This window comes from Paraburkholderia atlantica, assembly GCF_009362785.1.
Taxonomy (GTDB): domain Bacteria; phylum Pseudomonadota; class Gammaproteobacteria; order Burkholderiales; family Burkholderiaceae; genus Paraburkholderia; species Paraburkholderia atlantica.
Genome location: NZ_WHNQ01000021.1, coordinates 26,802 through 47,829, shown reverse-complemented (window position 1 = coordinate 47,829; position 21,028 = coordinate 26,802). Strand labels below are relative to the sequence as shown.

The following is a 21,028-nucleotide window of genomic DNA, read 5'->3' as shown; positions in this document are numbered from 1 at the left end:
TTCGTGAAACCGCCGATACGACAGAATCCTTGAAAGCGGCATCGACGCGTCGCGCGCGGCCGGCTGATTCAAGCGGCGTTGCTCGCTACGAGTGTCCGTAGAAGTCCCACCGGACGCGTTTGCCGCTCAGATTGCCGCTTGCTAGACTGGCTGCGCCTGATTGCCACCTACCTGCCTGCCTACCTGCGATGCCGCCGAGGCCAGGCGCCGCTGGCGTCGTTGCGATGCCGACCCGTGCATACAAACCGAGCCCTATCGGAGACACCATGTCCTACATGCTGCTGATCGTCGAACCCACGGAGCAACGCGAGGAGCGCGGCGAAGCCGCCGGTCGCGACCTCTATGACCAGATGGTGCGGTTCTCCGAGAACCTGAAAGCGCGTGGCAAGCTGCTCGCGGTCGAATCGCTGACTTCGCAGAAGGACGCCGTGCGCGTGCAGGTCCGCAATGGCCAGCCGAAGCTCGTCGACGGGCCGTTCGCCGAGGCGAAGGAGATGATCGGCGGCTTCTTTCTGCTGAACTGCGACAGCCGCGAAGAGGCCGTGGAGATCGCGCAAACCTGCCCGGCGGCGGCGTGGTGCACGGTCGAGGTGCGCAAGCTCGGGCCGTGCTTCATCTAGCCACGCGTGGCTCTCACCTCGTTCGCTTCGGTGTTTTCCCTGGGATACCGGGACTGCGGCGCGTGTCGATCGAACCGCGCATCGCGCGTCGTGTGAGTAAGGGGCTAGCCGGCGTGGCCCCTTCAAGCGATTCACGCGAATCCACTCACGACGAACCACTAAAACAAGGAGCAACGACATGCGATTCATGATCATCGTCAAAGCCACGGCCGCGAGCGAAGCCGGCGAGATGCCCGAACCGTCGCTGATCGCCGCGATGGGCGCTTACCACGAAGAACTCGCGAAGGCCGGCGTGCTGCTCGACGCAACCGGCCTGCAGCCGAGCTCGAAAGGCTGGCGCGTGCGTTATAGCGGTGGCAAACGGAGCGTCGTAGATGGGCCGTTCGCAGAGACCAAGGAGCTGATCGCGGGCTACACGTTGATCCAGGTGCGCTCGCGCGACGAGGCGATGGAATGGGCGCGGCGTTTCCCGGCGCCGTTCGGTGAGCACGCCGATGGCGAAATCGAAGTGCGGCAGCTGTTCGAACTCGACGACTTCGAGCCGGGGCCGGAAGTCGAGCGCTTTCGCAAGCTCGAAGAAGATCACCGCTGAGGTGAAGGCTGACACCGTGACGATACAGGCCACCCATCGTGCGATCGACGCTGTCTGGCGGATCGAATCCGCGAAGGTCATCGCTCACGTCGCGCGGATCGTGCGCGACGTGGGGCTCGCCGAGGAACTCGCGCAGGACGCGCTGGTGGCCGCGCTCGAGCATTGGCCGGACGCGGGCGTGCCCGACAACCCCGGAGCCTGGCTGATGACGGCCGCCAAAAACCGCGCGCTCGATCGCCTGCGCCAGGAAGCGCTGCATGCGCGCAAGCGCGAGGAACTCGGCCACGATCTCGACGCGATCGAAGCGCACGTGGTGCCCGATTTCGTCGATGCGCTCGATGCCGCGCGCGCCGACGACATCGGCGACGATCTGCTGCGGCTGATCTTCACCGCGTGCCACCCGGTGCTGTCGACCGACGCGCGCGTCGCGCTGACGCTGCGCCTGCTCGGCGGCCTCACCACCGACGAAATCGCGCGCGCGTTTCTCGTGCCGGAGCCGACCATCGCGCAGCGGATCGTGCGCGCGAAGCGCACGCTGTCGGCGGCGCGCGTGCCGTTCGAGGTGCCGCAGGCGGACGAACGTGCGGCGCGGCTCGCGTCGGTGCTGCAGGTGATCTACCTGATTTTCAACGAAGGATATTCGGCCACGGCCGGCGACGACTGGATGCGCCCGGCGCTATGCGAGGAGGCGTTGCGGCTCGGGCGCGTGTTGAGCGCACTCGTCGCCGACGAAAGCGAGGTCTACGGTCTGGTCGCGCTGATGGAGATTCAGGCGTCGCGTACCCACGCGCGCACCGATGCGCAGGGGCGTCCGGTGCTGCTGCTCGATCAGGATCGCAGCCGCTGGGACCCGCTGCTGATTCGCCGCGGCCTCGCGGCGTTGGACAGCGCGCACGCGCTCGGCGGCGCGAGCGGGCCCTATGCGTTGCAGGCGGCGCTCGCCGCCTGTCATGCGCGGGCGCGCCGCGCCGAGGACACCGACTGGGCGCAGATCGTCGCGCTCTACGATGCGTTGGCGCAGGTCGCGCCGTCGCCGGTCGTGGAGTTGAATCGCGCGGTGGCGGTGGGGATGGCTTTCGGGCCGGCGGCCGGACTCGAGATCGTCGATGCGCTTGCCGCCGGATCGGCGCTCGACAATTATCACTGGCTGCCGAGCGTGCGCGGCGATCTGCTGGTCAAGCTTGGACGTGTCGACGAAGCGCGCGCGGAGTTCGAGCGCGCCGCGGCGATGACACGCAATACGCGCGAGCGCGAGTTGTTGCTGGAGCGTGCGCGCGGGCTTGCGCATTGAATAGCGCGCGCTTCCGAGTGCCGCTTCAACGAATCAACTGCCGCACCCCTAACGCAACGATCAACCCGCCGCACACGCGATCGACCCACCTCTTGCCGCGCCGATATGCCGATGCGATCCGCGCATGCGACAACGCCAGCGCGACGAAACCATACCAGCTGCTCGCGACGACGAACACCATACCGAGCATCGCGGCAAAGGTGCCGGTGCTCACATGCGCGGGCGCGGCCGACGAAAACACCGCGGCAAAGAACGCCATCGACTTCGGATTCGCGATGTTGGTCGCGAAGCCCTGCGCGAACGCCTGCCTGAAGCCACCCGCGGGTGCCTTGACGAGCACCGCTTGCCTTGCCGCCGACGCATTGAAGATCAGCCGTCCGCCGAACCACAGCAGATAACACGCGCCCACGATCCTGACCACGAGCGCGAGCCACGGGAACGCGGCGAACACGATGCCGACGCCGAGAATCGCGCAGCTTGCCCAGAACAGATTGACGAGCACGATGCCGGCGACCATCGCGAGCGCTTCGATGCGCGTCGCCGAAGCGGCCTTGTGCGCGACAGCGACGAAGTTCGGCCCCGGACTCACCACGCCCGCGATATACACGGAAAACACGCCGACCACGGCGGACGCATCGATCACGACACACTCCCTGTGGAAAAGCTCTGGCTCGAAGAAGGCAACCGATGCATCCCGCTCATAGCCCGAAAAACGCGGCGCCCGCGGTCAGGACGCCCGCTCCCGCGACGAAGTACGACACATTGCGCAGCCAGTTTTTGCGCGTGAGCAGCGTGATCGCGCACAGCGCAATCGCGACCTGAATCAGCAGCGTCGCCTGAGCCCAGCGATGATGGCCGTGCAGCAGCGCTTCGCTGCGCGTGTCGGCGGCGACGACCTGTTTTTCGATCGCTTCGGCGTTCGCGCGGATCGGTTCCTTCTGCTTCTTGTATTTCTCGACGTCGGCCGCGAATTTCGCGTGCGCGTCGCTATTGGGCGCCGACAGCGCCGCTCCGAGTTCGGCGAGGTTTTCCTTCTCGCCCTTCGCCTGGTAGTAGCTCCACTGGTTCGACGCTTCGGTCTTTTTGATCGCGGCTTCGTTCTTGAAGAACAGCGCGAGGTTTTCGGCGTTGCCGCTCTGGTACGCGCACAGCGCGCCGATCGTCGCGAGGATCGCGGTCATCACGGCCATCCGGCTCGCGAACGGGTCGGCGTCGCGATGCCCGGCGTGGCCGGCGTGTTCGACGGCGTGGTCGTGCGGACCGTGCACTTCATATTCTTCAGACATCAGATTCTCCGAGGCAATGCTTTTGTCGTTCTCGCCGGGCGGCGGGGGCGCCCGGCGGCCTCAATCTTAGCGTGTTGCGGGCGGCCTGAGGCCGCGGCTTCAACGCGACGCCGAAGCGGGCCGGTTGCGGAGACCTGTGTCAGACGACGGTCATTGCATGCGAATCACGACGCGCCCGCGCGTACCGGCGGCGACCGCCTCGTAGGCTTCGCGAGCGCGGGCGAGCGGAAATTCCTGCGCGATCGCCGGGCCGCTCAGCTTGCCGCTGTCGAAGCCCTCGACTAGCGCCGTCATCAGCGGCGCCGATTGCGCGACGCCGAGCTTCGCGCTGTCGACACCGAGCAACTGCGTCTCGTTGTGATAGAAATCGATCAGATCGAACTCGACCCGACGCTTGGCGGTCGCGCTGATTTCGAGCACGCGGCCGCGCCGCTTCGCGAGACTCAGCGCGGTCTCGAACGCGACACCGCCGACCGTGTCGTAGACGACTTCCGCGCCCGCGCCGCCGGTCAGCTCGCGCACGCGTTCGGCCGCGTGTTCGTCGAACGGCACGTAGGCGTCGATCAGACGGCCCGCGGGCGTGGCCGGATCGAGCGGCCGGCGGTCGACGGCGATCACGCGCGCGCCGCGCGCCTTCGCGATCTGCGCGACCGCGCCGCCGACACCGCCGCCCGCGCCAAGCACCGCGACGGTCTCGCCGGCCTGCAAGCTTGCGTATTCGACGGTGCCGAGCCACGCGACCACGAAGTTCACGCCGATTGCCGCCGCCTCGACGTGGCTCAACGCAACTGGCTTCCGCGACAGCGCCGCGACCGGAATGCTGAGGTACTCGGCGTGCGTGCCGTCGCGCGTGAAGCCGATGTCGCCGCCGGTGCCCCACACTTCGGCGTCACGCCACGCGGCCGGCCCATCCACCACCACGCCGCTGAAGTCGCGCCCCGGTATGCGCGGCAGCACCGTATGTTCGAAACGGCCGGCCACGTTCTTCACGTCGCTCGGATTGACCGAGGCCGCCATGACCCGCACGACCGCATGTTCCGCGTCGGCCTGCGGCGTCGGTAGATCGACGTATTCGAGCACTTCGGGGTTGCCAAAAGATTTGAACTGGATCGCTTTCATCGTGCATGGCTCCGGTTGGTCTTGCGCCGCGTTGCGCAGCGAATGCACCGTAGTCTAGATGATGGACTCTAGATGATGGACACGCGCCGGGTACGCGAACACCCGGGCCCTAACCCGCCTGACCCGCCTCGTCGGCCTTCGGCGCCTGAGCACGCCGCTGATGATCGGCGGCAAGAAACATGTACATCGCCGGCACCACGAACAACGTGAACAGCGTGCCGATCGACATGCCCGTGAAGATCACGAGCCCCATCGCGTTGCGGCCCGCCGCGCCCGCGCCCGACGCTATCACGAGCGGCACCACGCCGAGCACCATCGCCGCGGTCGTCATCAGGATCGGACGCAGTCGCACGCCGGCGGCTTCCTCGACCGCTTCGCGCTTGCCGCGGCCCGCGCGCTGCAATTCGTTGGCGAACTGCACGATCAGAATGCCGTGCTTGCTGACGAGCCCCATCAGCGTGACGAGGCCGACCTGCGTGTAGATGTTTAGCGTCGTCAGACCGATGTTGATGAAGATCAGCGCGCCGAACAGCGCCATCGGGACCGAGATCAGAATCACGATCGGATCGCGGAAGCTCTCGAACTGCGCCGCGAGCGCGAGGAACACGATGATCGTCGCGAGCAGCAGCGTAATGACGAAGCCGCCCGACTCCTGCACGAACTGGCGCGATTCGCCCGAGTAATCGGCCGAATAGCCGGCCGGCGCGACCTGCGCGGTGGCCTTGCGCAGAAAATCGAGCACCTGGCCTTGCGACACGCCCGGCACGATCACGCCGGAGATCGTCGCCGAGTTCAACTGCTGGAAGTGATTGATCGATTCGGGCACGACGCTGTGCCGCAGATGCGCGACCGTCGACGCCGGAATCACGCTGCCGTCCGGCGTGCGCAGATAGTAGTCGAGCACCTGCGACGGATTGAGCCGGTCGGTCTGCAGCACCTGCGGAATCACCTTGTACGAGCGCCCCGCAATCGAGAAGTAGTTGACGTAGCCGCCGCCCAGCGCCGAACCGAGCGCCTGTCCGACGTCGCTTTGCGACAGCCCGAGCGAGGCCACCTTGTCGCGATCGACGACCAGCACCGCTTCCGGCTTGTCGATTTTCAGGTCGCTATCGACGAAGAAGAACATGCCGCTCTCGCGCGCTTTTTCGAGCACCGCTTGCGACACCTCGTTGAGATTTTCGAACGGCTCGGTCGTGCTGATCACGAACTGCACCGGCAAGCCCTGCGAGCCCGGCAGCGGCGGAAACTGGAACGCCGCGACGCGTGCGCCCGCGATCTGATTCCACTTCTGCTGCAACTCCTGCTGCAGTACCGTCGCGTTCTTGCCGCGCTGATCCCAGGTCTTGAACAGCACGCCGCCGATGCCCTGGTTGATGGTCGGCGAACCCGTCAGCTGGAACATCTGCGAGTACTCGGGCAGCGACTTCGATGCATCGAACACCTGGTCCGCGTAGGTCTGCATCTGCTGGATCGTCGCGTTCGGCGGCCCGATGATCTGCGACAGCACGACGCCCTGGTCTTCCTGCGGCGCGAGTTCCGACTGCGAGGTCATGAACAGATACACGGTGCCGCACAGCAACAGCGCGCCCATGATCACGAACACGGGCCAGGTATCGAGCGTCGCATGCAGCAGGCGGCCATAGCCGCGATGCACACGCTCGAACTGGCGGTCGACGAAACGCGCGAAGCGCCCCGACTCCTGCTCGGCGCGGAAGAAGCGCGAGCACATCATCGGCGACAACGTGAGGGCGATCACGCCCGATACGGTCACCGCGCCCGCGAGCGTGAACGCGAACTCGGTGAAGAGCGCACCCGTCAGCCCGCCCTGGAAGCCGATCGGCGCGTACACGGCGATCAGCACGACGGTCATCGCGACGATCGGACCGCCGAGTTCGCGCGCGGCGATCAGCGCGGCGTCGAACGGCGTCTTGCCTTCGTGCTTCATGTGCCGGTCGACGTTCTCGACGACGATGATCGCGTCGTCCACGACGAGCCCGATCGCGAGCACGAGCGCGAGCAGCGTCAGCAGATTGATCGAATAGCCGAGCGCCTGCATCACGAAGAACGTGCCGATCAGCGACAGCGGCATCGCGATCAACGGCACGATCACCGCGCGAAAACTGCCGAGAAACAGGAAGATCACGATGGTGACGATTACGAGCGCTTCGACGAGCGTCTTGATCACCTCCCTGATCGCGGTGTTCACGAAGTCGGTCGCGTCATACACGATGTCGCCCGTCATGCCGGTCGGGAACTGCTTCTGCAGATCCGGAAACACGGTCTTCACGCGGCTGGCCACATCGAGAATGTTCGCGTCCGGCGCGACCTTGATACCGATGAACACCGAACGCTTGCCGCTGAACGCGACGTTGAAGTCGTAGCTGTCGGCGCCGAGCACGACGTTCGCGACATCCTCGAGACGCACGATCGAGCCGTTCTTCTGCTTGACGACGAGTTGCTTGAAATCGTCGACGGTATGCAGGTCCGTGCCCGCTTCGAGGTCGACGCTGACCATCTGCCCCTTCGTCGTGCCGAGCGTCGCGAGATAGTTGTTGTTGCCGAGCGCGGTGAACACGTCGCTCGCGCTGACGCCGTGCGCGGCGAGCCGCGCCGAATCCAGCCACGCGCGCATCGCGAACTGCCGGCCGCCGAGCACTTCGGCGGTCTGCACGCCCTGGATCGAATCGAGCTTCGGCTTGACTACGCGCAACAGGTAGTCGGTGACGTTGTTGCTCGGCAGCACGCTGCTGTAGAAGCCCATGTACATCGCGTCGGTGGTCTGCCCGGTCTGCACCGTCAGCACCGGCTGCTGCGCCTGCGGCGGCAACTGGTTGCGCACCGAGCCGATCTGCGTGTTGATCTCGGTCAGCGCGCGGTTCGCGTCGTAGTTCAAACGCAGCGTCGCGACGATCGTCGACACGCCCGTGATGCTCGTCGACGACATGTAGTCGATGCCCTGCGCCTGCGCGATCGCCGCTTCCAGCGGCTGCGTGATGAAGCCGGCGATGGTGTCCGGGTTCGCGCCATAGTAGGCCGTCGTGATCGTGACGACCGCGTTCTCGGTCTGCGGATACTGGCTGACCTTCAGCACCGCGAGCGCGCGCAACCCGAGCACGAGGATCAGCAGGCTCACGACCGAAGCGAGTACCGGCCGGCGGATGAAGATGTCCGTGAACATGATCGGGCGGCCTCGCTTATTGTTCCTGCGGCGTCGGATTCGGACTGTCCGACGGCTGGACGCGGTTATCGATGATCAGCGGCGTGCCATTTTTCAGCTTGAGCTGGCCGCTCGTCACGACCTGCGTGCCGTCGTCGACGCCCTTCAGAATCGCCACCTGGTCGCCGCGCGTCGGGCCCGGTGTCACGAACACCTGCTGCGCGACGGGCAGCGTCTTGCCCTGCGCGTTGGGCTTCGTGCCCGGCTTCACGATGAACACCGTCGCGCCATACGGGTTGTAAGTGATCGCCGTTTGCGGCAGCGTCAGGTGGCGCTCCTCGGCGCCCGAATCGATCTTCACGTTCGCGTACATGCCGGGCAGCAGCTTGCGCTCGCGATTGTCGACGCTCGCCTCGATCTGCACGTTGCGCGTCGCGCTGTCGACTTTCGGGCTCATCGACTGGATCTTGCCGGTGAAGCTTTGTCCGCTGTACGCGTTGGTATCGACGCTGACGGTCGCGCCGATCGCGAGCTGGCCGAGCTGCTGTTGCGGCACGGAGAAGTCGGCGTAGATCGGATCGATGGCTTGCAGCGTGACGATCGTATCGCCGGGATTCAGGTATTGCCCCGGATTGATCGTCGTGATGCCGAGGCGCCCCGCGAACGGCGCGCGAATCGTCTTCTTGTCGACCAGCGCCTGCTGTTGCGCGACCTGCGCCTTCTTGCCCTTGAGATCGGCCGCGTCGGCGTCGAGCTGCGCCTTCGCGATTGCCTTGATGTCGTACTGCGCGCGGTCGCGCTCGTAGACCGTCTGCGCGAGTTGGGCCGCGGCCTGCAGCGATTGCAGCAGCGCGACGTCGCTGTCGTCGTTGAGTCGTACGAGGATCTGTCCGGCTTTCGCTTCCTGCCCCGACACGAACGCAACCTGGCGCACGAGGCCGGCGACTTCGGTCGTCACATCGACGCCGCGCACCGCGCGCAGGCTGCCGACCGCCGCGAGTTGCGGCTGCCACGACTGATAGTGGACCACCACCGCCGACACCGTCGCAGGCGGCGTGGTGTTGGCCGCCATGAACTTCGCGAACATGTGCGCGCGGAACAGGTTGAACCCGACCAGCGCGGCGAGCAGCAGGCCGACGCAGATCAACATGATCACCATCCGCTTCTTCATCGGTTTTCTTTCGGCCATCGTGATGTCCTTGCTCGGCTTGGGGCGAGGGCTAAGGGTTGCGTCAGTGCATGGTCAATGTGGCGTTGTAGCGGCCGGCGCGGCCGCGGAATCGGGCGCGGCGGCATTCCACCAGCCGCCGCCGAGCGCCTGGAACAGCGCGGCCGTGTCGGCGTAACGCGCGGCCTGCGCCTGCGCGAGACTCACCACTGTCTGCTGATACTGGCGTTGCGCGTCGAGCAGCGCGAGGTAGCTCACGCCGCCGACGCGATACTGCCCGCGCGTCAGTTCGAGCGAATCGCTCGCGGCGCGCGACGCGTCGGTTTGCGCCTTGAGGCCGGTCGCGTCGTGTTCGAGCGCGCGTAGCGTGTCCGCGACGTTCTGGAACGCGAGCAGCACCGTCTCGCGGTATTGCGCGCCGGCCTGCTCGTAGGCGGCCTCGGCGGCGCGCTTCTGCGCGCTCAACTGGCCACCGTGAAAGAGCGGTTGCAGCAAGCCCGCGCCGATGCTCCAGATCGTGCTGCCGGCCCGGAGCACCTGCGCGGGCGTCAGCGCCTCGGCGCCGTAGCTCGCGGACAGCGTGATCTGCGGATACAGCGCCGCGGTCGCGACGCCGACCTGGGCGCTCGCCTGATGCAGCGTGGCGTCGGCGGCGAGGATGTCGGGGCGCTGGCGCACCAGCGACGATGGCAGACTCACGGGCAGCGTGTCGGGCAGCGAGAACATGTCGAGCGTGAATTCGGGCACGCCCGTGTCGCTCGGCAGCTTGCCGGCGAGCACCGCAAGCTGATGGCGCGCCTGATCGAGCTGCTGATAGAGCGGCGGCAGCGTCGCGCGGGTCTGCGCGAGCAGCGTTTCCTGCGCGAGCACTGCCGCGCGGCTCACGCCGCCGAGTGAGAGTTGCTGGTCGAGCACGTTCAGCTGCTGCTCTTCCTCGGTGGCGATCCGCTCGGTCGCGTCGATCTGCGCGCGCACCGACGCTTCCTTGACCGCCGCGGTCACGATGTTGGCCGATATGGTCAGATAGGCGGCCTGTAGCTGGAAGCGCTGATAGTCGATCTGCGCATGCAGCGCTTCGAGTTCGCGCCGCGCGCCGCCGAACACGTCGAGCTTGTACGAGACGTTGACCGACGCGTTGTAGAGATTGAATTCTTCGACGAGGCCGGGCTCGCCGAACGCGATGCCGTTGATCTTTTCGCGCGTGGCGCTCAGTTGCGCGTCGACGCTTGGCAGCAAGGTGCCGCCCGCCTGCGCGGTGTAATTCTCGCGGGCCTGGCGCAACGCGGCCTGGGCCGCGGTCATGTTCGGACTATTGGAGATAGCCTCGCGGATCAGCGCGTCGAGCGGCTCGCAATGAAACAGCGTCCACCACGCCGCGGGAATGTCCTGGGCCGGCGCGAAGCGCTGCGGCAGGCCGGCGGGGCCGGGTGCGGAGGCGGTCTGATCGGGCAGCGGCCTGGCGGTGAAGGTGTCGGTAGCCGGCGCGGGCGGCGCGTGGTGGTCGGGGCCGACCATGCAGCCGGCCAGCGCGACGCAGCTGCACAGCGCAACGAAGAGGCGCCGCCAGACAATACGCTGACTCACGTCGATCATCGATCTACCTTGTACGCCAGTGGCGGGTGGACCGGACGAAGATGTTCAGGGCACCCGAACGTTCTTGGAGTTGTCTTGCCGACGCTGGAATTTACCACGCACGGCGCGAAACGCGCTTGGCCTGGCGTTCGTTGGCCGACGAAGGCGGATACGAGATCACGTAGGAGGGCGATGACAGCGTGCGGCGTTCGGTCCGAGCACGCCGCGTCGGCGGCACGCGACGCCGCATCGGAAGAAGTGGCGCCGAGCCTGCGCGCGACGATCCTCGAACACTGCCGCTCGGGCGGTTTCGAGCCCGACATCCGCTTCGAGGTGCAGTTGCAACAGACGGTGCTGAGTCTCGTCGACGAAGGCGTGGGCGTCGCGCTGGTGCCGTCGTCGATGCGCAAGGCGCAGTTGGCGGGCGTGGTGTTCCGCCCGCTTGCCGACGCGCCGCTGACCGGGCAGGTGCTCGCCTGGTCGCCGGCGAACCGGAATCCTTGTTTGGGGAGGTTTCTGGAGTTGGCGTGAACGGACCGCCGGCGCAGTCGATCACGCACCAGCCGTCGAACTCTCCGCCGCCGGCTCGTCGGCCGGATAGCGCTGCGCGTCCCGCTTGATGCGCCGGCGAATCAGGATCGTCCACAGCGTCAGCAGCACGTACACACCGTAACGCAGCACGGTGGATGCGAGCGCCGAGCGCGGGTCGTTCGGCCAATGCAGCACGATCGCACTGCGCACGATGTTCTCGCCGATCATGCCGATCCCCCACACGAGCGTCATCAGGCGGATATAGGTGGCGAGCATCGGACGATCACGCCAATGCCGCTCGAACAATTCCACGCTGCGATGGTCTTCGCGCGACATCGTCGAGCGCGCCAGATAGAACACCATCGGCTTGCGCAGCGTGAGCGACGCGAGGAACGCGATGCCGATAAAGCCCGACACCATCGGATCTTCGATCAATAGCAGACGCGCGTCGCTGAAAACGAGGCTCGTCGCGAGCGCTGGCAGCACGCCCGCGAGCACGAGTGCGCTCAGCGCGTCGAAATGCCGGTAACGCAGCAGATCGACCGTCATCCATGCGATCAGCGGCAACGCCGACGCGGCGAGCGCGCCCGCCTGCCCCCAGTGCGGAAACGCGAGCCGGTAGGCAAGCAAGGGCAGCGCGAGATTGACGAGCAATGCGCTCAGGTAGCGCAGGCGGGATTTCATCGGCTGGGCTGTAACGGCTGGAGCGAGGTACGCGCGGCACATGCTGGTGCCGCTGTGACAATCGCACTTGAACAGCGGCGCACAAACGTATGGAGGCAGTGTAGGCGAAGCTGCTTCGGTTGCCGAGGTTGGCGGCCCGCAGCGAAGGGCTGGCGGAAGCGCGCCGCGTGCGGGTGTATCGGCGGCGCGCTGATGCGATCGTCTGGTTTTACCGGGACTCGTCCGCCGCTCGCTGCTGCGCGATCAGATCGGCGAGCCGTTCCACCTGCTGCCCTTGCGCATCGAAATTGCCCGCGTCGAGCCACCGCTGATAGCACGAGCGCAGTGCCGGCCATTCGCTGTCGATGATCGAATACCACGCCGTGTCGCGATTGCGCTCGCGGTAGACGATCGCCTGCCGGAAGATCCCTTCGAACGTGAATCCGTAGCGCAGCGCGGCCTTGCGCGACGGCTCGTTCAGCGAATCGCATTTCCATTCGAAACGGCGGTAGCCGAGCTTGTCGAACACTTCGCCGAGCAGCAGGTACATCGCATCGGTCGCGATGCGCGTGCGCTTGAGCCGCGGCGAATACGTGACGTGGCCGACTTCGATCACGCCGTTGGCCGGATCGATCCGCATCAGCGACAGCGTGCCGACCGGCTTGCCCGTCGCGAGGTCGATCACTGCGTAGTGCAGCGGATCTTTCGATGCCGCCATCCGCGTCAGGTGCTCGCGATAGGCCGCGAGGCTGTCGAAAGGGCCGACCGCCAGGTAGGTCCAGTCGCGGCCGTCGGTGGCCGAGCGGTACGCGTCGAACAGCCCGGCCGCGTGGCGCTCGACGTCGACCGCTTCGAGCCGGCAATAGCGGCCGCTCAGCGGCTCGCGGCCCGGCGGCCGTGCGCCGTGCCAGCCGGGCACGGGCTTGCCGATCGGCTGACCGTAGGCGTTACGTGTGGGTTCCATGTCTGTTCTCCTGTCGTCGATGCACGAACGATACGGCAAACGTGGTATGTTCAAAAGATCCACGACACGCTTATTCGATAGGTCCAGCTCCATGATCGAAATCATCGGACCGCTCGTCCATGCTGACGACGTGTTCACCGCGAGCGTTGCCAGCGGGGCCACACGGCCTGCGCCGCTGCAAAAGCAACTGATAGAACGTCTGCAGCAGGCGATTCTCGCGGGCCGTCTGCCGGCCGGGTCGTTGCTGCCGTCGTCGCGGCTGCTCGCCGCCGAGATGGGCGTGTCGCGCAACACGGTCGTGATCGCTTACGAGCATCTCGCCGCGGTCGGCTACGTCGTCGCCGATCGCCAGGGCACGCGCGTGAGTCCGCTGTCGAGCCCCGCCGCGGGCGGCGAGCGGGCGGCGGCGGCGACCGCGCCGGAAGTCGTGTACGCGACGCGTGTCGAGCAGTTCGCGGCGTCGCACCAGCACGCCGACAATGCGTACGCGCTGACCCCCGGCACGCCCGCGCTCGACCGCTTCCCGCTGGCCGCATGGCGGCGCGCGCTCGAACGTGCGATGGAGCGCGCCTTACCGCACGCGCTCGGCTACGGCACGCCGGCCGGCGAGCCGGCGCTGCGCGACGCGATTGCCGCGCATCTGCGGATGGCGCGCGGCGTGCGCTGCGACGGCTCGCAGGTCGTGATCACCGAGGGCGCGCAGGAGGCGCTGAACCTGTGCGTGCGGCTGCTGACCAATCCCGGCGATATCGCATGGATCGAGGACCCCGGCTACCGCGGCGCGAAGGCCGCCTTCAACGCGGGCGATTTGCGCATGCTGCCGATTCCCGTCGACGCCGAAGGCATGGCCGTGCCGGCCGACGCGTGGCGCACGCATCCGCCGAAGCTGATCTACACGTCGCCCGCGCATCAGTATCCGACCGGCGCGGTGCTGTCGGTGGCGCGGCGGCTCGAGCTGATTGCAAAGGCGCGGCGCTGCGGCGCGTGGCTGATCGAGGACGATTACGACGGCGAGGTGCGCCACACCGGCGAGCCGATCGCGAGCATGCAGGGCCTCGTCGACGAGGCGCCCGTGCTGTACGTCGGCTCGTTCAGCAAGACGATGTTTCCGGCACTGCGCATCGGCTTCGTCGTGCTGCCTCGGGCGATCGCCGCGCATGCCGCTGTTGCGCTGCAAGAGATGCTGCGCGGCGGGCATCGGCTGGAGCAGTTGGCGCTCGCGCATTTCCTCGAAAGCGGCGAATTCGGGCGGCATCTCGGGCGGATGCGGCGGCTGTACCGTGAGCGCCAGCAGGCGCTGCGCGACGCGCTGGCCGAACATTTTCCGGCGGCGGCGATTCTTGGCGGCGATTGCGGCATGCATCTGACGCTGCGGCTGCCCGCGTCGCTCGACGATCGCGCGCTGACGGCGCGGGCGCAGGCCTTGGGGCTCAATCCGCGCGCGCTGTCGGGGTTTGCGATCGAGGCGTCGGAGCAGACCAACGGCCTCGTGATCGGATATGGCAATACGGAGGCGCAGCGCTTGGGGCCGGCGGTGAAATCGCTGGCGGAGTTGGTGCGGCAGATGGAGAGCGCGGCGCGACCGGCTGCGAAAGGGGTGCCAAAACGGGCCGGAAAATCCGCCGTCCGGCCCGGCAAAAAGCCGACCGCGCAACGCCGCACACTCGCCACCCCGGACATGTAAGTTTTACGTTTGTCCGCCCGGCCCATGTCGCGCTATCGTGTCGTATGCGCGGCGACTTCGCTCCGAAATGCCGGTCTGCCCGCATGTGCCGCCGTTGCCCGGCCCGCCGTGCCGCGGACGTGGCGCCGGCGATGGGCACGAACAATGCCTTGACTGTGGTTATCGATGACGATTTATCCGACCGGAGACGATATGAAGGAAATCGAACCGACCCCGTGGTTTGACCTGGCCATCCATACGCCTGTACGCGAAGGCTGGTACGAGGTGCAGTTGGCGAGCGGGGACACGGCGTTTGCGAAATTTGGCGACGGCGTGTGGACCGAAAAGCCGTTGCTCGTATTCACGCATTGGCGCGGACTGTCCGCCGATCCGTCGAAAGCCGCGGACGGCGCGGCCGAGTCGGTCAGCGCCGAAGCCACCGCGGCGCAGGGCGTGCGCGCCGCCTGGAACGCGTTCTTCCCGGGACTCGGCGAAGAGCAGCATAAGCCGCTCAATGTGGTGCCGAACGGCAAGGCGCCGCATTGAGGGTCCATTGAAATTCGCTTGAAGTCTGCTCGGGCGGCGGCTCGCTTGCTGCCGCCCGGCAGCTCGATTCGCCCGCCGCGTGGTTCGAATCGCCCGCCCCTCGCCGCGCACCGCGGCTCCGCACTGCACGCACCGCATTTCTCCCGCCCCGCTACAATCAGCGTCATCCTTTCGACGCCATCACGATGCTATGAACGCCACCCGCGAACCCGTGGAATTGTCGCGCGCGACTCAACTGCTCAATCACGGACCCGTCACGCTGATCACTAGCGCGCACGCAGGTCGATCGAACGTGATGGCCGCCTCATGGGCGATGCCGCTCGACTTCGATCCGCCGAAGGTGGTGGTGGTCGTCGATAGCCGCACGTTGACGCGTAGCCTGATCGAAGCGAGCGGCGTGTTCGGGCTGCAACTGCCGAGCCGCGGTTTCGCCGCGCAAACGCTCGCGGTCGGCACTCACGCGGGCGTCGAACTCGACAAGTTCTCCGCGTTCGATCTCGAGACCTTCCGCGCGCAAAAAATCGACGTGCCGATGCTGGCCGGCTGCATTACGTGGATGGAATGCAAGGTGATTCCGGACGACAGCCAGCGCCACGATCTGATCATCGGCGAGGTGGTCGCCGCGTATGCGGATAGCCGCGTGTATTCGCACAACCGCTGGCATTTCGGTGACGATCCCGACCTGCGCACATGCCATTACGTGGCAGGCGGCACTTTCTTCGCGACGGGCGATGCGTTCGAGGTGGCGCCCGTCGCGGCCTCCGCGCAATGACCGCGCTTAGGTGTTCGGTTCGGTTTCGCCTTCGGCGAATGCCTTGAGCGCGTCGCCGGCGAGACGGTAACGCACCCATTCGCTTTGCGGATTCGCGCCGATCGATTTGTAGAAGCCGATGGCCGGCTCGTTCCAGTCGAGCACGCTCCATTCGAAGCGACCGCAGCCCGTTTCGCAGGCGATTTGCGCGAGATGGCGCAGCATCTGTTTGCCTGCGCCGCTGCCACGCGATGCAGGCGACACGTATAGGTCTTCCAGATAAAGCCCCTGCTTGCCGAGCCACGTCGAATACGAAAAGAAGTACACGCAAAAGCCGACGGGCTCGCCATTCATTTCGCAGATCAGCGCTTTCGCGGGCACGCCCTCGGAAAACAGGCTCTTCTCGATGTCTTTGACGCCGGCGACGACTTCGTGCTCGGCTTTCTCGTAGATCGCGAGTTCGGTGATGAAGCGCAGGATCAGGGGAGCGTCGGATGCGGTGGCGGGGCGGATGTGGATCGTCAAGGTCTGATGCTCGGTGAGTTCGGTGGTGATTCCGGTCCGGCTGACGGTACGCGTCAAATGCGCCGGCTTCGGAACAGACTCACATCGTAGCAAAGTGCCGAAGGCCCCGCCGCGAGAGGGCGAGGCCTCGGGCGTTTCCTACAGACCGAACGCGAACAATTTTTGCGGCCCCGGGCCGTTCGTTGGGCCAGGGCCCCAGAACACCACGCCGTCCGCAACGGCCGGTCCGGCATTGCACGCGCCGCCGCTATCGAATGATCACAGTACTTTTCCGTTGGAAGAATCGAGCGCGTACATCGTGCCTTTCGTGTAGTCGAGATTGCATCCGAAGACCACGCCATTCGCGACAGAAGATCGTCGATGCGAGGGAGAAGCGGGTGCCTTTTCTCGTTGTCGTCGGGAAGAGGGAGGCGGCGGACAGGACGGTTAGTGTGCGATGGTCGAGGGATGGCGCACAGCGGGAGTTTGGTCTCGCGGAGGGAGTGACGTACCTGAAAGGCAAAGGAGCCTTGCCGGGTTCGCCGGCGAGAGGCTGACCCGCTTCAACCGTGCGGCAATACCGACTTTCCGCGCCGCTTTTTCGGCTTAGGCTCCACTCCTACTCGCGGGTCTCGCGCCAATACGAGTGCCGTCAACTGCTCGACAGTGTCTTCAAACGCAGGGTCCTCCTGCGGCACATAGAGCCACTTTCCGAGTACCGGGTGAGGCCGCAGCGCGGGCAGATCGGAAATCAGAGCAGCATGGCGTTCCTGCGATGTACAGACGAGCAGCCCATTCCACGGCTTATCGCGATCGGCGGCAACCAGACACAATAGGCCGTCGATATACGCGGCATCGCTACCAAACATTCGCCGGCGCAGGTAAGTCGGATCGCGTTCGAACGCGTCGAAGATCCAGAGGAGCGAATTGCTGATCGAAGAGGGCATCGGCGGAAATTCTCACGAAGCGAGGGCGAGTGAATAAGTTTACGTAAATTCTGCAGGCTCGGCAGCGAGCCGATAGACGAGAGAGCAAGTCCGGCTAGGTAAGATGTGTCCAACCTCGGCGACCATATCGGAACTCGCACGATTCCAGACCATGCTAACTCACACAGACGCCACCGCCGCTTACGCTAAACGCTTCGAAGCCGTTCTCGCCTATATCGACGCAAACCTCGAAGGCGATCTGTCGGTCGACGCGCTAAGCCGTATCGCAAACTTCTCGATGTTCCATTTCCATCGACAGTTTGTCGCGTATGTCGGCGTGCCCGTCGCACGCTACGTGCAGTTGATGCGCTTGCGCCGCGCGGCTCACCGCCTCGCGTCGCAGGCGTCGTGCTCGGTTCTCGATGCCGCGCTCGACGCTGGTTTCGACAGTCCCGAAGCCTTCAGCCGCGCGTTCAAGCGTGCGTTCGGCATGGCGCCGAGCGCGTTTCGACGGCATCCAACATGGCAATTCTGGAGTGCGAGTTTTATTGTTCCCTATCTTTCGAGGAAACTGACCATGCAAGTGAAAATCGTCGATTTTGCGGAAACCCGGGTTGCCGCGCTGGAGCATTGTGGTTCACCTGGACTTGTCAACGAGAGTGCGCGCAAATTCATCGATTGGCGTATTCAAAGCGGACAATCGCCGGTGGGGTCGAGCAGGACCTTCGGCATCCCGCGCGGCAATCCGGACACGGTGCCAGCGGAGGAATTCCGCTTCGATATCTGCGGAGAGATCGACGAGCCGGTCGCGCCGAATCTCTATGGCGTGCGCGAACTCGTGATGCCGGGAGGGCGATTCGCAGTGGTGCGGCACACGGGATCGACCGATCACATCGGCGAGACGATCTACCCAATCTTTCGCGACTGGCTGCCTTCGAGTGGGGAAGAGTTGCGGGATCAACCGCTATTTTTCCACTACCTGAGCGTCTATCCTGAGACGCCGCTGGATCAGTGGCAGACGGATATCTACATTCCGTTGGTGTGATTGGAGGGAATGGGGACGACGAGCATATGGAATGCCTGCCAGTGCAAAACGAGTCGCTCCCATTCTCCGCGAAATCCCAGGTCCGAAGTCCCGGTTCATTCGAGCTTCGATCCATTTTGACATCGGTATCAATTGCATTGAAGCGATGATTGCCGGATCGTTCATTCGGGAAAAAATGCAATTGCGAAATGTACCTTGAAATAAAGCGCCAATCTTTGCGAATAGTGATTCAGATACGGGTTTTTATCGATCCCGGCTCCCAGCCAAGACAGTAGCGCAAAAGGCGGCTCCGCTTTCGGCATCCCGCGTGATCGCCGGAACCACCCAATATCCGCAGTGTCAACTCAGGATGTCACCCGTCCATTTTGGGGAGATATCAAATGGCTGCCACGCAATCTGGGGCTATGCCCCTCTCCGAAGAGGAGGCACGGCGCCAGTTGCGCCGCGCTGTCATCGCCAGCACGATTGGTACCACGATCGAATGGTACGACTTCTTCCTGTATAGCACGGTCACTGGTCTGGTATTCGCGAAGCTGTTTTTTCCTGAATCGGACCCGCTCGTCGGCACACTCCAGGCATTTCTGATTTACGCCGTCGGCTTTGTCGCGCGGCCGGTGGGTGCGGCGATTTTCGGTCACTATGGCGATCGCATCGGACGTAAAGCAACGTTGATCGTCACGCTATTGCTGATGGGACTCGCGACATTCGCCGTCGGCTTTGTACCGACCTACGCGTCGATCGGCATCTGGGGGGCCATTGCGCTCACGGCGCTGCGCTTCATTCAGGGTGTGGGCGTTGGCGGCGAGTGGGGCGGTTCGGTGCTGATGTCGATGGAATGGGCGCGCACCAACAAGCATCGCGGTTTCGTCGCGTCGTGGCCGCAGTTCGGCGTACCGGCGGGATTGTTCGTCGCGAATCTGGTGGTGCTGGCCACCAGTCAGATCTCCGGCAGCGCATTTCTCACGTGGGGCTGGCGGGTGCCGTTTTTCCTCAGTATTGCGCTGGTCGGGATCGGCCTTTATATCCGCTTGAGTATTCTCGAGACGCCGGTCTTCGCGAAGCTCCTCGCTGAGCGCAGGATCGAAAAGGCGCCGATGCGTGAAGTGCTGCGCCGGCAGCCGAAAGACATTCTTCTATCGGCTCTTGCGCGTATGGCCGAACAGGCGCCTTTCTATATTTTCACGGCCTTTATCTTCACCTATGGTGTGATGAGTCTGGGCGTCACACGTGATCTGTTACTCACGGCGGTGCTGGCCGCGTCGGTGCTGGAATTCTTCACGATTCCGCTGTTTGGTCACGTATCCGATCTGATCGGACGTCGACGCATGTATGTGATCGGTGCCGCTGCTGTCGGGCTATTCGGTTTCCTGTACTTCTTCATGGTCGGAACTCATAACCCCGGATGGATCTTCGCGGCCATCGTGCTTTCGCTGGTGCCGCACGCAATGATGTATGGTCCCCAAGCCGCGTTGATCGCCGAATCGTTCACAGGGCGCTTGCGCTACAGCGGCGCGTCGATGGGATACCAGTTGGCTTCCGTCATCGCTGGCGGTCCGGCACCGTTGATTGCAACCGCGCTTTATGCCTACTTCCATTCTGGATTTGCGGTGGCGTGGTATGTCTTCGCGTGTGCGGTGATTAGCGTGGCCGCCGCTATGCGACTGGGCGATTACACGAATAAGGACATTTCGCGCGAATACGACGACGTGCATGCATTGCATGACCACGGACATGCCACGTGATCGATCAGGCGGATGGCCGCAGCGGCCATCCGCCGAATCAACCATCAGCTTTTCAGCGGCAACCAGACTTCGACTCCACCCATTCCCGTCACCGGATCGAATTGCTCGCCATACCGTTCGAAATGCGGTGCATCGGCAGGCACGTGCCCTGATGCGGGCAACCACTGATTCCAGATCGTATTCATCGTGCGACGTATCGCCGAGATATGCTCGCGATGACTGAATACCGCGTAGCGTTGCGCGGCGATGCGCACACGACTCAACTCCGGCGGCAATGCGGAGAAATCGCTGACTTCGACGCCGCACATATAGTCGAAGTTACCCAGTTCATCGGCGTTATAGCCAACGCCATAAGCCACCTTGCCGACTTGTCCCGGCACCCTGCCGTACCAGGCGCCAAAGCGCTGCCATTGGGATGGAATCGCTTTGCTGGTCTCGCATGTATAGCGCTCGCTCAGTCCAGCGATGAGAAACGGCTTGCCGTCTTCGAAGCGCGGCGGCTCCAGATGAGTCAGAAGGGTTTCGTCCATTTTGATCGGCTCCACGATGCTCAGGTTGTCGAGATGACCCCGCGCGCGCAACGCATCAGGCGTGAGCCCGAACTGTTCGCGAAACGCGCGCGTGAATGCTTCGTGAGAGCCGTAGCCGGCGTCGAGGGCGACCGCGAGAATGTCGGGCGCACCATCGGCGAGACGCCGTGCGGCCTCGCTCAAACGCCGCGCGCGAACATAGCGCATCACCGGCATCCCGGTGGCCGCTTCGAACGCGCGGGCGAGGTGAAAGCGCGATACGCAGCCACAGCGGGCGATGTCGTCGAGCGTCAATTCGCCCGCGAAGTGGCTTTCGATATACCAGAGCGCTTTTCCGACCGGGTTCATCTCAGCTCTC

Annotated in this window: 21 protein-coding genes; 10 read left to right on the top strand and 11 right to left on the bottom strand. The window is 64.8% G+C overall.

Going from position 1 to position 21,028, the window contains the following annotated elements; translation table 11 throughout:
- Positions 1-266: 266 nt before the first annotated feature.
- From GCT19_RS26030 to GCT19_RS26020, 3 genes are all read left to right on the top strand, one after another.
- Entirely contained in the window at positions 267-620 is a 354-nt protein-coding gene (locus GCT19_RS26030) for a YciI family protein (RefSeq protein ID WP_018438309.1), read from the top strand.
- 178 nt (positions 621-798) lie between these two features.
- Positions 799-1,212: a YciI family protein gene (locus GCT19_RS26025; RefSeq protein WP_018438308.1), complete on the top strand. Its 414-nt coding sequence runs from the start codon at positions 799-801 to the stop codon at positions 1,210-1,212.
- Positions 1,213-1,228: 16 nt separating this feature from the next.
- Positions 1,229-2,503 carry an RNA polymerase sigma factor gene (locus GCT19_RS26020; RefSeq protein ID WP_321576876.1) on the top strand — a complete coding sequence of 425 codons (1,275 nt, stop codon included), beginning with the start codon at positions 1,229-1,231 and terminating at the stop codon, positions 2,501-2,503.
- A 25-nt stretch (positions 2,504-2,528) separates the two neighbouring features.
- Here GCT19_RS26020 and GCT19_RS26015 read toward each other — a convergent pair whose 3' ends face one another.
- From GCT19_RS26015 to GCT19_RS25990, 6 genes are all read right to left on the bottom strand, one after another.
- Positions 2,529-3,146, bottom strand: a complete 618-nt coding sequence (locus GCT19_RS26015) for a LysE family translocator (protein WP_184128828.1) — start codon at positions 3,144-3,146, stop codon at positions 2,529-2,531.
- A 55-nt stretch (positions 3,147-3,201) separates the two neighbouring features.
- Positions 3,202-3,789 (bottom strand): DUF4337 domain-containing protein, encoded by a 588-nt coding sequence (locus GCT19_RS26010; protein ID WP_152853546.1) that lies wholly within the window; start codon positions 3,787-3,789, stop codon positions 3,202-3,204.
- Between the two features lie 150 nt (positions 3,790-3,939).
- Positions 3,940-4,908: a quinone oxidoreductase family protein gene (locus GCT19_RS26005; RefSeq protein ID WP_152853545.1), complete on the bottom strand. Its 969-nt coding sequence runs from the start codon at positions 4,906-4,908 to the stop codon at positions 3,940-3,942.
- 109 nt (positions 4,909-5,017) lie between these two features.
- On the bottom strand, positions 5,018-8,086 hold the full coding sequence (locus GCT19_RS26000; protein ID WP_018438304.1) for an efflux RND transporter permease subunit: 3,069 nt from the start codon (positions 8,084-8,086) through the stop codon (positions 5,018-5,020).
- A gap of 16 nt (positions 8,087-8,102) precedes the next feature.
- Positions 8,103-9,254 (bottom strand): efflux RND transporter periplasmic adaptor subunit, encoded by a 1,152-nt coding sequence (locus GCT19_RS25995; protein ID WP_013092738.1) that lies wholly within the window; start codon positions 9,252-9,254, stop codon positions 8,103-8,105.
- Between the two features lie 54 nt (positions 9,255-9,308).
- Positions 9,309-10,826 carry an efflux transporter outer membrane subunit gene (locus GCT19_RS25990; protein WP_152853544.1) on the bottom strand — a complete coding sequence of 506 codons (1,518 nt, stop codon included), beginning with the start codon at positions 10,824-10,826 and terminating at the stop codon, positions 9,309-9,311.
- A 171-nt stretch (positions 10,827-10,997) separates the two neighbouring features.
- On the opposite strand from GCT19_RS25990, the gene GCT19_RS25985 reads away from it, so the two are divergent.
- Positions 10,998-11,336, top strand: coding sequence for a LysR family substrate-binding domain-containing protein (locus GCT19_RS25985; RefSeq protein WP_018438302.1), 339 nt, complete (start codon positions 10,998-11,000; stop codon positions 11,334-11,336).
- 21 nt (positions 11,337-11,357) lie between these two features.
- Here the strand turns inward: GCT19_RS25985 and GCT19_RS25980 are convergent, their stop codons facing one another.
- Both GCT19_RS25980 and GCT19_RS25975 read right to left on the bottom strand, forming a co-directional pair.
- Positions 11,358-12,020 (bottom strand): VC0807 family protein, encoded by a 663-nt coding sequence (locus GCT19_RS25980; protein WP_018438301.1) that lies wholly within the window; start codon positions 12,018-12,020, stop codon positions 11,358-11,360.
- A gap of 208 nt (positions 12,021-12,228) precedes the next feature.
- Positions 12,229-12,963 (bottom strand): GNAT family N-acetyltransferase, encoded by a 735-nt coding sequence (locus tag GCT19_RS25975; protein ID WP_152853543.1) that lies wholly within the window; start codon positions 12,961-12,963, stop codon positions 12,229-12,231.
- Between the two features lie 91 nt (positions 12,964-13,054).
- Here GCT19_RS25975 and pdxR point away from each other — a divergent pair, with 91 nt between their 5' ends.
- The 3 genes from pdxR (at position 13,055) to GCT19_RS25960 (ending at position 15,944) form a co-directional block, all read left to right on the top strand.
- A complete protein-coding gene (gene pdxR, locus GCT19_RS25970) occupies positions 13,055-14,647 on the top strand; it encodes a MocR-like pyridoxine biosynthesis transcription factor PdxR (RefSeq protein ID WP_152853542.1) in 1,593 nt (530 codons plus the stop codon).
- Between the two features lie 192 nt (positions 14,648-14,839).
- Positions 14,840-15,172: a hypothetical protein gene (locus GCT19_RS25965; RefSeq protein ID WP_026229237.1), complete on the top strand. Its 333-nt coding sequence runs from the start codon at positions 14,840-14,842 to the stop codon at positions 15,170-15,172.
- Positions 15,173-15,362: 190 nt separating this feature from the next.
- Positions 15,363-15,944, top strand: a complete 582-nt coding sequence (locus GCT19_RS25960; RefSeq protein ID WP_018438297.1) for a flavin reductase family protein — start codon at positions 15,363-15,365, stop codon at positions 15,942-15,944.
- Between the two features lie 6 nt (positions 15,945-15,950).
- On the opposite strand, the gene GCT19_RS25955 is transcribed toward GCT19_RS25960, so the two are convergent.
- Positions 15,951-16,448 (bottom strand): GNAT family N-acetyltransferase, encoded by a 498-nt coding sequence (locus GCT19_RS25955; protein WP_013092731.1) that lies wholly within the window; start codon positions 16,446-16,448, stop codon positions 15,951-15,953.
- A 254-nt stretch (positions 16,449-16,702) separates the two neighbouring features.
- On the opposite strand from GCT19_RS25955, the gene GCT19_RS25950 reads away from it, so the two are divergent.
- Positions 16,703-16,984 carry a His/Gly/Thr/Pro-type tRNA ligase C-terminal domain-containing protein gene (locus GCT19_RS25950; RefSeq protein WP_084598462.1) on the top strand — a complete coding sequence of 94 codons (282 nt, stop codon included), beginning with the start codon at positions 16,703-16,705 and terminating at the stop codon, positions 16,982-16,984.
- A gap of 6 nt (positions 16,985-16,990) precedes the next feature.
- Here GCT19_RS25950 and GCT19_RS25945 read toward each other — a convergent pair whose 3' ends face one another.
- On the bottom strand, positions 16,991-17,374 hold the full coding sequence (locus tag GCT19_RS25945; RefSeq protein WP_018438295.1) for a hypothetical protein: 384 nt from the start codon (positions 17,372-17,374) through the stop codon (positions 16,991-16,993).
- A gap of 151 nt (positions 17,375-17,525) precedes the next feature.
- Between GCT19_RS25945 and GCT19_RS25940 the strand changes: the two genes are divergently transcribed.
- The gene (locus GCT19_RS25940) at positions 17,526-18,398 is read left to right on the top strand and encodes an AraC family transcriptional regulator (protein ID WP_152853541.1); all 873 of its coding nucleotides are present in this window, start codon (positions 17,526-17,528) and stop codon (positions 18,396-18,398) included.
- Positions 18,399-18,778: 380 nt separating this feature from the next.
- Positions 18,779-20,140, top strand: a complete 1,362-nt coding sequence (locus GCT19_RS25935) for an MFS transporter (RefSeq protein ID WP_013092728.1) — start codon at positions 18,779-18,781, stop codon at positions 20,138-20,140.
- Positions 20,141-20,184: 44 nt separating this feature from the next.
- On the opposite strand, the gene GCT19_RS25930 is transcribed toward GCT19_RS25935, so the two are convergent.
- A complete protein-coding gene (locus tag GCT19_RS25930) occupies positions 20,185-21,018 on the bottom strand; it encodes an AraC family transcriptional regulator (protein WP_152853540.1) in 834 nt (277 codons plus the stop codon).
- Between the last annotated feature and the right edge of the window lie 10 nt (positions 21,019-21,028).

Coding starts and splice junctions, on each gene's coding strand:
- GCT19_RS26030 (WP_018438309.1), top strand. CDS start 267: ATGTCCTACATGCTGCTGATCGTCGAACCCACGGAGCAACGCGAGGAG.
- GCT19_RS26025 (WP_018438308.1), top strand. CDS start 799: ATGCGATTCATGATCATCGTCAAAGCCACGGCCGCGAGCGAAGCCGGC.
- GCT19_RS26010 (WP_152853546.1), bottom strand. CDS start 3,789: ATGTCTGAAGAATATGAAGTGCACGGTCCGCACGACCACGCCGTCGAA.
- GCT19_RS26005 (WP_152853545.1), bottom strand. CDS start 4,908: ATGAAAGCGATCCAGTTCAAATCTTTTGGCAACCCCGAAGTGCTCGAA.
- GCT19_RS26000 (WP_018438304.1), bottom strand. CDS start 8,086: ATGTTCACGGACATCTTCATCCGCCGGCCGGTACTCGCTTCGGTCGTG.
- GCT19_RS25995 (WP_013092738.1), bottom strand. CDS start 9,254: ATGGCCGAAAGAAAACCGATGAAGAAGCGGATGGTGATCATGTTGATC.
- GCT19_RS25990 (WP_152853544.1), bottom strand. CDS start 10,826: ATGATCGACGTGAGTCAGCGTATTGTCTGGCGGCGCCTCTTCGTTGCG.
- GCT19_RS25985 (WP_018438302.1), top strand. CDS start 10,998: ATGACAGCGTGCGGCGTTCGGTCCGAGCACGCCGCGTCGGCGGCACGC.
- GCT19_RS25980 (WP_018438301.1), bottom strand. CDS start 12,020: ATGAAATCCCGCCTGCGCTACCTGAGCGCATTGCTCGTCAATCTCGCG.
- GCT19_RS25975 (WP_152853543.1), bottom strand. CDS start 12,963: ATGGAACCCACACGTAACGCCTACGGTCAGCCGATCGGCAAGCCCGTG.
- pdxR (WP_152853542.1), top strand. CDS start 13,055: ATGATCGAAATCATCGGACCGCTCGTCCATGCTGACGACGTGTTCACC.
- GCT19_RS25965 (WP_026229237.1), top strand. CDS start 14,840: ATGAAGGAAATCGAACCGACCCCGTGGTTTGACCTGGCCATCCATACG.
- GCT19_RS25960 (WP_018438297.1), top strand. CDS start 15,363: ATGAACGCCACCCGCGAACCCGTGGAATTGTCGCGCGCGACTCAACTG.
- GCT19_RS25950 (WP_084598462.1), top strand. CDS start 16,703: ATGATCACAGTACTTTTCCGTTGGAAGAATCGAGCGCGTACATCGTGC.
- GCT19_RS25945 (WP_018438295.1), bottom strand. CDS start 17,374: ATGCCCTCTTCGATCAGCAATTCGCTCCTCTGGATCTTCGACGCGTTC.
- GCT19_RS25940 (WP_152853541.1), top strand. CDS start 17,526: ATGCTAACTCACACAGACGCCACCGCCGCTTACGCTAAACGCTTCGAA.
- GCT19_RS25935 (WP_013092728.1), top strand. CDS start 18,779: ATGGCTGCCACGCAATCTGGGGCTATGCCCCTCTCCGAAGAGGAGGCA.
- GCT19_RS25930 (WP_152853540.1), bottom strand. CDS start 21,018: ATGAACCCGGTCGGAAAAGCGCTCTGGTATATCGAAAGCCACTTCGCG.